This window comes from Yoonia sp., from assembly GCF_042093035.1.
Lineage (GTDB): Bacteria > Pseudomonadota > Alphaproteobacteria > Rhodobacterales > Rhodobacteraceae > Yoonia.
Window position 1 is genome coordinate 29,087 of the sequence record NZ_JBELFI010000011.1, and the last position, 12,703, is coordinate 41,789.

12 protein-coding genes are annotated in these 12,703 nt (G+C 57.8%); 1 reads left to right on the top strand and 11 read right to left on the bottom strand.

Annotated features, from left to right (window positions below; all coding sequences use genetic code 11):
* Positions 1-94 precede the first annotated feature (94 nt).
* Entirely contained in the window at positions 95-736 is a 642-nt protein-coding gene (gene pdeM, locus ACFDSS_RS03240) for a ligase-associated DNA damage response endonuclease PdeM (RefSeq protein WP_375254324.1), read from the top strand.
* On the opposite strand, the gene folD is transcribed toward pdeM, so the two are convergent.
* The 11 genes from folD to tolQ form a co-directional block, all read right to left on the bottom strand.
* Positions 733-1,626: a bifunctional methylenetetrahydrofolate dehydrogenase/methenyltetrahydrofolate cyclohydrolase FolD gene (gene folD, locus ACFDSS_RS03245; RefSeq protein WP_375254325.1), complete on the bottom strand. Its 894-nt coding sequence runs from the start codon at positions 1,624-1,626 to the stop codon at positions 733-735. The two genes, pdeM and folD, sit on opposite strands and share 4 nt — an antisense overlap.
* A 95-nt stretch (positions 1,627-1,721) precedes the next feature.
* On the bottom strand, positions 1,722-3,398 hold the full coding sequence (locus ACFDSS_RS03250) for a formate--tetrahydrofolate ligase (RefSeq protein ID WP_375254326.1): 1,677 nt from the start codon (positions 3,396-3,398) through the stop codon (positions 1,722-1,724).
* Between the two features lie 142 nt (positions 3,399-3,540).
* Positions 3,541-4,119: an MOSC domain-containing protein gene (locus ACFDSS_RS03255; protein ID WP_375254336.1), complete on the bottom strand. Its 579-nt coding sequence runs from the start codon at positions 4,117-4,119 to the stop codon at positions 3,541-3,543.
* A gap of 129 nt (positions 4,120-4,248) precedes the next feature.
* Positions 4,249-6,168 carry an ATP-dependent zinc metalloprotease FtsH gene (gene ftsH, locus ACFDSS_RS03260; RefSeq protein ID WP_375254327.1) on the bottom strand — a complete coding sequence of 640 codons (1,920 nt, stop codon included), beginning with the start codon at positions 6,166-6,168 and terminating at the stop codon, positions 4,249-4,251.
* Positions 6,169-6,247: 79 nt separating this feature from the next.
* A complete protein-coding gene (gene tilS / locus ACFDSS_RS03265) occupies positions 6,248-7,492 on the bottom strand; it encodes a tRNA lysidine(34) synthetase TilS (protein ID WP_375254328.1) in 1,245 nt (414 codons plus the stop codon).
* The gene (gene ybgF / locus ACFDSS_RS03270) at positions 7,483-8,295 is read right to left on the bottom strand and encodes a tol-pal system protein YbgF (protein ID WP_375254329.1); all 813 of its coding nucleotides are present in this window, start codon (positions 8,293-8,295) and stop codon (positions 7,483-7,485) included. The genes tilS and ybgF overlap by 10 nt, the downstream gene beginning before the upstream one ends.
* A gap of 22 nt (positions 8,296-8,317) precedes the next feature.
* Positions 8,318-8,833, bottom strand: a complete 516-nt coding sequence (gene pal / locus ACFDSS_RS03275; RefSeq protein ID WP_375254330.1) for a peptidoglycan-associated lipoprotein Pal — start codon at positions 8,831-8,833, stop codon at positions 8,318-8,320.
* 78 nt (positions 8,834-8,911) lie between these two features.
* Complete coding sequence (gene tolB / locus ACFDSS_RS03280) at positions 8,912-10,225, bottom strand: Tol-Pal system beta propeller repeat protein TolB (protein ID WP_375254331.1); 1,314 nt, start codon at positions 10,223-10,225, stop codon at positions 8,912-8,914.
* A gap of 106 nt (positions 10,226-10,331) precedes the next feature.
* Complete coding sequence (locus ACFDSS_RS03285) at positions 10,332-11,432, bottom strand: energy transducer TonB (protein ID WP_375254332.1); 1,101 nt, start codon at positions 11,430-11,432, stop codon at positions 10,332-10,334.
* 3 nt (positions 11,433-11,435) lie between these two features.
* Positions 11,436-11,906 (bottom strand): ExbD/TolR family protein, encoded by a 471-nt coding sequence (locus tag ACFDSS_RS03290; RefSeq protein ID WP_375254333.1) that lies wholly within the window; start codon positions 11,904-11,906, stop codon positions 11,436-11,438.
* Positions 11,907-11,908: 2 nt separating this feature from the next.
* A complete protein-coding gene (tolQ, locus tag ACFDSS_RS03295; protein WP_375254334.1) occupies positions 11,909-12,583 on the bottom strand; it encodes a protein TolQ in 675 nt (224 codons plus the stop codon).
* Positions 12,584-12,703: the final 120 nt, after the last annotated feature.

Below are 12,703 nucleotides of genomic sequence, written 5' to 3' on the forward strand. Positions count from 1 at the left end.
CATGGAAGAAGAAGCCGCGCGGTTGATGCAAGCGGCAGGTGTCGACAAGACTTGAGCCTTGATTTCCGCCATCTATTCTTGCGATTGAGCGACTATGAACGGGTATGATTTCACTTTCTACGGGGTTCCCTGCCGCGCCTTGCCAAGTGGCGGGCTCTATCTGCCCGATCAAGACCTGTTTTGCATTTCTGATTTGCACTTGGGGAAATCTGAACGCATCGCGCGGGGCGGCGGTGCAATGCTGCCCCCTTACGAGGTGCGCGATACGTTGCAAAAACTGCAAGACGATATTGCCACAACCTCTGCACGGACGGTCATCTGTCTGGGCGACAGTTTTGACGATACCGTCGCGGCACATCATCTGGCAGAGGACATGCGGCTGTGGCTGATGGGGCTGCAAGCGGGGCGCAAATGGATTTGGATCGAAGGAAACCATGACCCTGGTCCGGTCGATCTGGGCGGCGCCCATCTGCAATCTTTCCAGACCGCAGGACTAGTATTTCGCCATATCGCAACCGATGCGACCGCAGAAATCTCAGGCCACTATCACCCCAAACACAGCCTTGCAGGACGCAGCAGACCCGCATTTCTGGTTGGCGATGACAGGATCATCATGCCCGCCTATGGCGCCTATACAGGCGGCCTGCGCAGCAATGCGCCACCGGTCAGGGCATTATTCGATGGGCCGGTAACAGCCGTGATGACCGGCCGAAAAGCCTTGGCGGTGCCAGTTTAGGCGGTCAGGCCATCCGGCTCTGGCAAGTCGTTCGCACGACAACAGGCAGTCAGCGTATTTGCCAGCAGGCAGGCAATCGTCATCGGACCAACACCGCCGGGTACCGGGGTGATTGCACCCGCGACCGCGGCACAGCTTTCATAATCCACATCACCCACAAGACGCGTGCCACCCTCAGGCTTCTCAATCCGGTTGATGCCAACATCAATCACAGTCGCACCAGACTTGATCCAGTCGCCGGGCACCATCTGCGGACGCCCAACAGCGGCAACAACAATGTCCGCCTGCCGCACCACCGCCGCCAAGTCCTTTGTCCGGCTGTGCGCAATCGTGACGGTGCAGCTATCGCCCAGCAAAAGCTGGGCCATCGGCTTGCCAACAATATTGGAGCGGCCAATCACAACAGCATTCATGCCTGAAAGCGACCCATGGTGATCGCGCAACATCATCAGGCTGCCCAAAGGGGTACAAGGGACCATGCTCTTTTGACCGGTCCCCAACAGCCCGACATTCGAGATATGAAACCCGTCCACGTCCTTGGCAGGATCAATGCTGTTGATGACCAGATCGCTGTCCAGATGGTCCGGCAAAGGAAGCTGCACCAAAATGCCATGCACGGCGGGGTCATTATTCAACTGGTCAATCAGCGCCAACAAATCCGCCTCAGATGTATCAACATCCAGCTTGTGTTCGATGGAGGTCATCCCGACCTCAACCGTCATTTTGCCCTTGGAGCGCACATAAACCTGACTGGCGGGATCTTCGCCCACCAGGACAACAGCAAGTCCAGGCGTGATGGCGTGCTCTGCCTTGAGAGCCTTCACACCTTCGGCCACTTGCCCACGCACCTTTGCGGCAAAGGCTTTTCCATCAATCACTGTAGCTGTCATATTTGTCTTCTTTTGTTCAAAAATACCTCCGCCGGAGGCAAATGGGAGGGTGGGCGGGGCGATGACGCAGTCAAGCGCCGCCCCGCCCCAAAATCTTAGAACAAGCCTTCGATTTCACCGGCATCATTCAGCATGATCTGCTCGGCAGACGGCACGCGCGGCAGACCCGGCATGGTCATGATCTCTCCGCAGATGGCGACAATGAAACCAGCACCCGCGCTCAGGCGGACTTCGCGGACTGGCACCGTGTGGCCCGTTGGCGCGCCGCGCAGCGTTGGATCAGTCGAAAAGCTATATTGGGTTTTGGCCATGCAAACCGGCAAATTGCCGTAACCCTGCTGTTCCCATTTCTTCAATTGATCCCGGATCTTGCTGTCAGCAATTACCTCATCCGCGCGGTAGATGCGCTTGGCGATCGTGTCGATTTTGTCAAACAGGCTCATGTCATCTGGATAGATCGGCGCAAAATTCGCCTCTCCGACGTCGGCAATCTGGGCCACACGCGTCGCCAGTTCTTTTGTCCCTTCGGACCCCAGCGCCCAGTGCTTGCACAGGATCGCCTCAGAGCCTTGGGTCTCCACATATGCCTGTACCGCCGCCACTTCGGCATCGGTATCAGTGACGAAATGGTTGATGGCCACGACGACCGGCACCCCAAAGCTTTTGACGTTCTCAATGTGGCGACCAAGGTTGGCGCAGCCTGCGTTGACCGCATCCACATTCTCGGCACCCAGGTCGGCTTTTGCGATGCCACCATTCATCTTCATCGCCCGCACAGTCGCCACGACAACTACGCAAGATGGCGCCAGACCGGCCTTGCGGCACTTGATGTTCATGAATTTTTCAGCGCCCAGGTCAGCACCAAAGCCTGCTTCTGTCACGACATAATCCGCCAGCTTCAGCGCCGTCGTTGTCGCCGTGACAGAGTTGCAGCCATGCGCGATATTGGCGAATGGGCCGCCGTGTACAAAAGCCGGGTTGTTCTCAAGCGTCTGCACAAGGTTCGGCTGCATTGCGTCCTTCAACAAAACGGTCATCGCGCCATCGGCTTTGATATCGCGGCAATAGACAGGGGTCCGGTCACGGCGGTAGGCCACGATGATATCACCCAAACGCTTTTGCAGATCGCCCAGATTGCGCGCCAGACACAGGATCGCCATCACTTCGGACGCAACGGTGATGTCAAACCCAGCTTCGCGCGGGAAACCGTTTGCAACACCACCCAATGAGGCCGTGATCTGGCGCAGGGCGCGGTCGTTCATATCCAAAACGCGACGCCACGCGACACGGCGGATGTCGATCTCAAGCGCGTTGCCCCAATAGATGTGGTTGTCGATCATCGCGGACAACAAGTTATGCGCGGACGTGATCGCATGGAAGTCACCAGTAAAGTGCAGGTTCATATCTTCCATTGGCACGACTTGCGCGTAGCCACCGCCAGCAGCACCTCCCTTCATACCAAAGCACGGACCGAGCGAGGCTTCGCGGATACAGATCGCGGCTTTTTTGCCAATCGCGTTCAAGCCATCGCCCAAGCCCACAGTTGTCGTGGTCTTCCCTTCACCGGCAGGTGTCGGGTTGATCGCGGTCACAAGGATCAACTTGCCGTCTTCGCGGTCCTGAACGCTATCGATCAGACGCTGGCTGACTTTGGCTTTGTCGTGGCCATATGGCAGCAGATCATCACTATCGATGCCCAGCTTTGCACCGATTTCCTGAATGGGCCGCTTTTGAGCAGCGCGTGCGATCTCGATATCAGACTTGTATTCCATGAAGACTTCCCTGGGTCAGCGGCACTTGCCGTATGTGTTCACTGTCGCTTCTAGCGGGGGAATACCGCAGTATGCACAGCGATTGCGACATTTTCCCCTTCGGAATCGTCGGAACCGCCTTGATCTGTTTCGGATTGGAAACCTAGGGCTGCCATGGACGTTGATCGGGCACGTGTAACCAGACCCTGTCGCCGACGGCGATGCGCCCCTCCCTTTCAACCCATGCCGTCACACCGCGCTTGCCTTTTGCCGCAGTTTTGAATGTGTCACCTGCCCCCGGATGAACGGCATTCATCGGTTTTGCAGGCAGATGGCAGGGCCGGTTTTCCATGTCCACAACGATGCAGGAGCCATCCGAAAACTGAAGGCGCGACGAAGGTGGAAGGTGGGTTAAGTCCGGGATGCCAGAAATCACCAGCGATGCGCCGACAAGTGCCGGATCAAGCTGGGCCAAGCCGCAATCCGCGGCAATCTCGGCAAGCTCCTCGACGGACACCACAGAAAGCTGGCGGGTATTTCGGATTTCAGTATCTCTTGGGTACTGGCTTTTGACGCGGCTGCAAGAAGGACGTGTCAGCCCGCCATGCGCCTCACCGGGGATGCCTGCGAATGTCAGTCGGGCCTGTTGTGCGGGCGCAGACCGCAAGGACGCATCCCGGTCAGGCACATGGCCGATCCAGACAATTTCACCATAGACATCTGTGGGGTTAAGGGCTGGCATTGGCGTCTCTGTGTTGTTGAGGTTGGTCACTGCTTATGTCAGCTCGCCCGCACCTTCAATTCAAGAGATGCTCCAAACGGGCAAAGCCCCAACTCAAAACGCCGCCCCGAAGGACGGCGTTATTTGGTCTTATGTTGAAGGTTCCGGCTCCATTCCGCCATCGTCAGAGGCGCGCGGCTTCTTCGGCTTGGTCTTGGGGATCGCCGTGACGGACGGTGTGCCACCCGATTTTGGCGTGTCGTCGGCATCGTCGCCCGCATGTGGCGGCTCACCCGCCATCACGCGCTTGATCTCATCGCCGGTGAGGGTCTCATACTCCAAAAGACCCTGGGCCAGACGCTCGAATTCTTCGTTCTTGTCGGTGATGATCTTATGGGCCAGATCATACCCGCGTTGGATAAATTCGCGCACTTCGCCCTCGATCAGCTCTTTGGTGCTGGCCGAAACGGACAGACCGGCTGTGTTGCCCGAATAGCCCTCATGCGCTTCGGCATAGTCGATATTGCCGACTTTGTCCGACATACCCCAGCGCAGGATCATCGCACGCGCTAATTGGCTGGCCTGCTGGATATCACCCGCAGGGCCGTTGCTGACCTGATCGGCACCATATTTGATCGTCTCCGCGGCTTTACCGGCCATCGTCATTGCAAGCCGCTGATGACATTCATCGCGGAACATGTTCAGTCGGTCCATTTCAGGCAAGCTCATCACCATACCAAGCGCACCACCGCGCGGGATGATTGTCGCCTTGTATACCGGATCACACTTCGGCAGTGAGATGCCAACAATCGCGTGGCCAGCCTCATGATAGGCGGTCATTTCCTTCTGCTCTGTCGTCATCACCATAGAGCGGCGTTCCGCACCCATCATGACCTTGTCCTTGGCAGATTCGAAATCATGCATCGTCACGAAGCGCCGGCCAATACGTGCAGCCATCAAGGCGGCTTCGTTCACCAAGTTCGCCAGATCAGCACCCGAGAACCCCGGAGAACCGCGTGCAATAATGCGCAGGTCAACGTCAGGACCAAGCGGGATCTTGCGTGCGTGAACACCGAGGATTTTCTCGCGGCCTTTGATGTCCGGATTTGGCACAGTCACCTGACGGTCAAAACGACCCGGGCGCAGCAACGCAGGGTCCAAAACGTCACGACGGTTCGTTGCCGCAACAATGATTACACCTTCGTTCGCTTCAAAGCCATCCATCTCGACCAGAAGCTGGTTCAACGTTTGTTCACGTTCATCGTTGCCGCCACCGATTCCAACCCCGCGCGATCGGCCAACGGCATCGATCTCGTCGATAAAGACGATACAAGGTGCATTCTTTTTGGCCTGTTCGAACATGTCACGCACGCGCGATGCACCAACACCGACGAACATCTCAACAAAATCGGATCCCGATATTGTGAAGAAAGGCACGCCTGCCTCACCGGCAATTGCCCGCGCAAGCAGCGTTTTACCCGTACCCGGAGGGCCCACAAGCAGCGCACCTTTTGGAATTTTGCCGCCGAGTCGCGAGAATTTCTGCGGATTGCGCAGGAATTCAACGATCTCTTCCAGTTCTTCTTTGGCTTCATCAATGCCCGCCACATCGTCAAAGGTGACGCGTCCCTGTTTCTCTGTCAGCAGTTTGGCGCGCGACTTGCCAAAGCCCATCGCGCCACCTTTGCCACCGCCTTGCATACGGTTCATGAAATAGACCCAGACCCCGATCAAAAGCAGGAAAGGCAGCAGACTGACGAGGAAGGATTGGAAGGCCGATGTTTCCTGGCTCTGCGCCGCAACGGGCACGCCAGCTTCGATCAAAAGGTTCGTTATTTCAGCATCTTGCGGCTTTATCGTCACATAGGTACGCCCGCCTTCTGCAAACCGTACGTTTTCTCCGTCAATCACAACATCTGTGACGCGGCCACCTTCAACGGCCTCAACAAATTCTGAATAGCTGCGTGCCTCGCTGTTCACCGCACCCGGAGGACTGCTGAACAGATTGAATAAGGCCAGAACCATGAGGAACAGGACGACCCAAAAGACCATATTACGCGCGTTGCCCAAGGGGAAAGCTCCTTTGAAATGGGGGAGTGGAACGACAGAGTCGCGTCACTAGCGTTTCTTCTAAAATAGAGGCGAATGATTAATCTTCAATGGCAAACGCCGATGAATGGAAATCCGCGACAATCTGTGCAGACCAGCCGTTAGCAAAACCTGCCAAAGGCGCCGCGAGCAATGTTTCGCCATCCCATATCGCCGGAGACGCCAGAAGCGAAGATCGCGGTATGCCGGATGCCCGCCATTCGGGACAGTCGATGAGCGCTGACCCGAGAGCCTTGACCGTCAAGCCATCGCGCAACGGGCCTGACAACCGCCAACGGCTGTCCCAGATGATGGACAGACCAGTTTCCAAGACATCACGCGGGGCGGTCGCCGCCGCTTCCCGCGCAATGCGGATCCGGTTGTTGGTATCAACGCAAAGGATGCAGCCTGCAAGCGTCGCAGTCTGGCCCTTGCCCAGGCTTTCGGCTGCGGCCATCAACTGATCGAAACGCGGACGAAAGGCGCGCCCGTTGATCCATCCCAGTGCTGCGGCCAAAACCCGTCTGTTCTGGTCCGTCGTCATGTCGCCGAGGACCTCAGGCGCCAGCAACAGATCGCCGCGATCTTCGTGGACATGCGCGGCGGCAAATTGATGCGCTGCCTGCTCCAGCGTTGCACGTGCGGCATTCATATGGTCGATTGTTTGCAAGACGCGTTTTGGGGTCAGTCCAAGATCGGCAAGCTCTCCCGCCATGTGACGGGCGCGCACGCGGTCGTAGCGCGCATCAGCGTTGCTTGGGTCATCTGCCCATGAAATTCCCTGCTGCCGCAGCCACGCACGCAGATCAGCGCGCTTGGCCTCCAAAAGCGGCCGCAGCAGGGGCATCCCGCCGCGGGTGGCGCGCATCCGCATCGCCGCCAGCCCATCAACACCGGAACCGCGGGCCAATCGCATCAGGAACGTCTCGATCTGGTCGTCCTGGGTATGACCCATCCAAATCATCCCCAGTTCATGGCGTGCAGCAAGTGCGCAAAGGGCCTGCCAGCGCCCGGCGCGGGCCGCTGCTTGCAAATTGCCTGTCCCATCCCAAGACCAGTGACCCACATGGTGTTGAAGGCCAAGCGCCTGCGCCTGCGCATTGACCAGCGCCAGCTCCTGCGCCGCTTCGGGGCGCAACCCGTGATCTATCGAAAGGACGTGAAGCTGACCGACCGCAAGACTGCGCGCCGCCAAATGCATCATTGCAATTGAATCACCCCCGCCAGAGACCGCAAGCCCTATGGGTCGATCGCCAGAAACCGGGTGCTGCGCGATCGCTTGCGCAAAACAGGCGCCTACTGACATCCCAAGGCTTGCATTTCGGCCTGCGCCAAAGTGACCGTCGGGTTGCCGGGGAAACGGACATTGACCTCTGCCAGTGTCAGGCAGGCGTCTTGGGTCTGACCAATCACGCCCAAAGATGACCCCAGTTTGAATAGCGCTTCCGGCGCCGTCGGGCCGGTTGGGCTCCCCGAGAACGCCTCAAGATACGCCCGGGCCGCGTCGGTGATTGCGCCCGTGGCTTCCAATGCCTGCCCTCTGATGTAGTTGGCCTCAGAGGTCAGCGGACTACCGGGGTAATTTGACACGAAATCCGTCAACTGCGTGATCGCACCTTCCAGATCGCCCGCGTTCAGGCTTTCTTCGGCGCGGGCCAAATCATCCTGCTCACCGATGGCAAGCGCAGGCCCGTCGGTTGACGGGACAGGCATAATCACAGGGACAGCCGGCGTCTGCAATCCGCCCAGTGGGCTGTCATCCAATTGGCCGATATCACATCCGTCTTCAAGCTCGCAGAGACGGAAATTCAGGTCGCCAATGCGATTGTCGGCATCAGCCGTAATCCGGTTGACGCGAAATTCCAACTGCTCGGCATTTGCGGTCAGGCGTTGTAACTCCGCCTCAATCGCGTTCAAACGATCCAGCGGTGTGCTGCCAACGACACCTGTATTCAGGTTTCCGGTCGTCGACAGCTCACGCCGCAGGTTTTGAACATCCACGAAAAGCACCGTGAGCTGCTGGCGTATGTCAGCCAAAGTCTGTTCCTGCGCCAGAGCAGGCAAAGGCGACAGCGTCAACACGCATGCAAGAAAAAAGCGGTGCAACATGGACATTCCTTCAGGTCTTGGATCAGCTGGTAATCGCAGAGAACGACAAGACTGTCACAGCTCGCCGATTCTGCGCGTAGCAAACCTCTTGTGAGCAAATCTCAACCGGGCGTTCTTTTCCAAAGCTGGTCACTTCAAGACGGTCCGTGGGCACACCGCGCGAAACGAGATATTCACGCACTGCATTCGCACGACGGAAACCAAGAGCAAGGTTATATTCACGTGTGCCCTGCTCATCGGCGTGGCCTTCAATGACGGCACGGTAGTCGGCATTCGTCAAAAGCCATTGTGCCTGCCCGTTCAGAATTGCTTGCCCCTCAGGTGTCACGGTGGAGGTGTTGACCGCAAACAGCACACGATCACCTATGGTCTGGTTAAAGTACACAGGGCTGCTCGGATCGCTAGCGGATCCCGCAAGACCACCATTGGCATCAAGGCCGCCGCCCGCGCCGGCATTTCCCCCGAACCGGTCAGGGTTGGTACAAGCTGCCGTCACCAGTAACAAAAGCACGGCCGCCGCTGTCTTAATAAGTGTCATAATTTTTCATCCTGTTTTTCTGCTCAGTTTTGAAATGACCATAGCATGAGTTTCGCCATTGGGGAATCACCCTTGTTGTCAAGGTTGCAATGGACCCCAGGACGGATCAGAACCCCCACCCTGAACCGGAACACGGCGCAAGTTGCGGCCTGAAATATCCACCGAATAAAGTGCCGAAATGCCCGACGCACCCTGCGTTTCGCGTGTGAACATGATGACACGTCCATTGGGCGACCATGTCGGGCCGTCATCAAGGAAGGACGATGTCAGCAATCGCTCCTCAGAGCCGTCAAGCCGCATGACACCGATATGGAATCGCCCGGCGTTCTGCTTTGTGAAGGCAATCAAATCCCCGCGCGGCGACCAAACCGGCGACCCATAGCGCCCCTGACCGAAGGAAATGCGCCGCGCCTCACCGCCGTTTGCAGACATGATATAAAGCTGCTGCGAGCCTGACCTGTCGCTCTCGAACACGATCTGATTGCCGTCTGGTGAAAGGCTGGGTGCTGTTTCAATCGACGGGGCTGTTGTCAATTGGATATGCCGGCCGGTCGTAAGATCAGTGCGGAAGATATCGGTATTGCCACCGTTGGACAGGCTGTAAATCACCTGCCGCCCATCGCGCGAAAAGCGGGGGCTAAAGGTCATCTCACCTGTTGCGGTCTGCAACTGCTGTCGTCCCACATCGGCAACGTTCAACAAGTTGATCCTTGGGAAACCACTCTCGAAACTGGTATAGAGGACACGGTCCCCATCTGGCGAAAAGCGCGGCGCGAGGACAATGGAACTGCTATCGGTCAGAAACTGCACATTGGCGCCGTCATAATCCATGATCGCAAGACGCTTCTGGCGGTTATCCTTTGGTCCGCTTTCGGCAACATAGACCACACGGCTGTCAAAATAGCCGCTTTCACCTGTTATGCGGCCATAGACGGCATCGGCAACCTTATGACCCATGCGCCGCCAACCCTGTGTCGTCCCTGCAAATTGCAAACCAGAGCCAAGCTCCTGGCCGGAGAACACGTCATAAACCCGAAATTTCACGGTCATTTGTGCGCCTTGCACATTGACCGCGCCAACAACCAGCGCCTGCGCGTTGATCGCGCGCCAATCAGCGAATGACACGGGCTGGGCAAATGATCTTATCTGCGAAATGAACGCCGAGGCCGGGATTTCGCGAAACAAACCGGTGCCTGCCAGATCTTGCACCACCAATCGCGAGATTTCCGCAGCCACTTGCGCGGCGGCAGGGTTTTCGGCCTCAAAACCGGGTGATGCGAACGTGATGGGTTCGATGACGCCATCAGTGATCGTTAATCGCAGCGGTCCACTTTGGGCCAATGCCGGTCCGGACAACACGAGTGCCAAAAGAAGTGTCAATAAATGTTTCATCGTCTCTGCCTCATTGCGCTCTATCAGAGCTTGCCCCAAGTTGCACATCTGTGCCTCGTTTTGCAGGGGAAAAATTGGGAAATTCCTCACCTGCGCGTCTCTTTGCCTATCGCAATCGCATCCCGCTGGGATCAAATGTTATCACAACGTCTTCCCATTGATCGTATTTTTCGGCGGGCAACCGGTAGCCGCCCGACTGGCACCGCAAAATTGCACGACGTGCCGCTTGAAAAGCGATATCAACAGCGCTTGTGTCTCCCTGCGAGGACAGCAAGCGTACCTCATTGCCACGCACCGATCCGTCACGATCCAGACTGAAGCCCACTTCGACCGTGACGCGCGCGGCCACCGATCCGGGGTCAACGTTCCAGCAGCGGTTGACCGAGATGCGGAAACTGTCCCTCTCGGCGCCGGTCATCGGAGGACCAGCAGCTATTGCGGGCGCCTCTGACGGAGCAAGGGCGGCCTCCAGGGCGGCGGCAACATCTTCTTGTGGTGCGGGCTGCGTGACCGGTGTGTCGTCCTGCGCCACCTGCTCTTGTGCTGCGGGCTGCGGGCGGGTGGGCCTTGCGGTGGGGCGCGCGGATGTCGTCGGCGCAAGATCTTCAATGACGATCTGCGTTGTTGTCTGTTCGGGCGCGGTCGCCTCTTGTTCGTCCACGACAGCCTCAGCGCTTGCGGTCTCATCCGCAACGACAGCGTCGCGCATGACGTCGTCTATCTGCGCATCATCCGGCGGCGGCTGTGAAATCGTCGAAGCAACCGTCGGTGCCTGCTGTGGCGTGGGTACTTCGCTGATCTTCAAGTCCGGTGTCGGTGGGGGTGCAACTGGCGGCGCTGGTGGTGCAGGTGGTGCATCAACAACCGGTGTCTGGGGGGTCGGTTGCGGCGGCGTGGGCGGCAGGGGCGCTTCCGTAACCGGAGGGGTGACCGGTTCGGGCGCTTGTGCCAATGGCACCGGCTCTTCGGTTACAGGGGCGACGGGTGCCGCATCGGTGATTTCAGGGGGCACCGGCGCGTCGGGGTCGGCATCACCGGGGTCCGGCGTGGCACGGGCACGCATCTGCTCAAATTCCTCACCGGAGATCAAGGTAACATCCATGGTCTCAATGGCCAAAGGCTCAGCCTGAAAGCCCCAGCCAACGATCAGCCAGCCAATCAGCCCAACATGGCCAATCCCAGAAATGATGGTGCCCGGCGTTGCCATCGTTTACCCGTCAGTATCGCCCGGAGTGGCGATATCGGTCACAAGTCCTATGTCCGCGAACCCGCCCGCATTCAAAAGACCCATAATCTGGGCCACGCGGTTCCAGTCGTTGCGGCCATCGGCGCGCAAGAAAATCTTGTCACTGGTACGCTCTGCTGCAATCGCCTGTAGGCGCATGACCAATGCCTCCTCAGCGACATCGGTTTCCTGGATCATGACACGACCATCATTGGTTATCGTGACAGTCAGCGGTTCCTCATCGTCGCCCGGCAAGGCGGTGGCGGATGTTTCCGGCAGCTCAACAGGCACGCCAACAATAGACAGAGGGGCGGCAACCATGAAGATAATCAGGAGTACCAACATAACGTCCACGAAAGGCGTGACGTTGATTTCCGACATCGGTTGCCCGCGACGGGAGCGGCGACGGCGGCGTTTGCCGCCATCATCACCGGATTTCATGACACCGGCACCCATGACTAGCTGTCCAACTGACGGCTGAGGATCGTTGCGAACTCGTCGGCAAAGGCTTCATAGCCACTTACAATCTGGTCGCTGTCAGACGAAAACTTGTTGTAATAAATCACCGCCGGAATGGCGGCGAGAAGGCCCAGACCGGTGGCCAAAAGGGCTTCGGCGATGCCGGGGGCAACAACGGCCAGATTGGTGGTTTGGGCTTCTGCGATCTCGATGAAGGCGTTCATGATCCCCCAAACGGTGCCGAACAATCCAACGAAAGGGGCGGTTGATCCGACTGTCGCAAGGATCGGAAGACCCTTTTGCAATCGCGACGCTTGCTTGGCAATGGCGACATCCATCGATCGGTCAATCCGTGCGGTCGCCCCCGCTATCAGCCCGCCGTCCTGCCTGTGCGATCTGCGCCATTCCAACATGCCGGCAGCGAATATCTTTTCGGATGCGCCATGTGGCTCAGCCCCGATCTGGTCGAATAATGCGTCCAGCGGTTCACCTGACCAGAATGCGCGGTCAAATACGCCGGCCTCGCTACGGGCTTTGCGATATTGGATCGTCTTGTCGATAATCACTGCCCAGCACCAGACGGAGGCAGCGATTAACAGTATCATGACGATTTTTACGGTTATTGTGGCGCGCGCGAACAACGCCCACATTGTGAATTCCTGTGCTGCTTCCATGTGCCTGCTCTGCCTGAAGGCCCGGTTTTGGGCTCTGATTGTCACGCACCGTAGCCGATCACCGCATGGAAATCCAACCCATCTGATATCACTTCTGCGAAATCAGATGAATTTATGGCT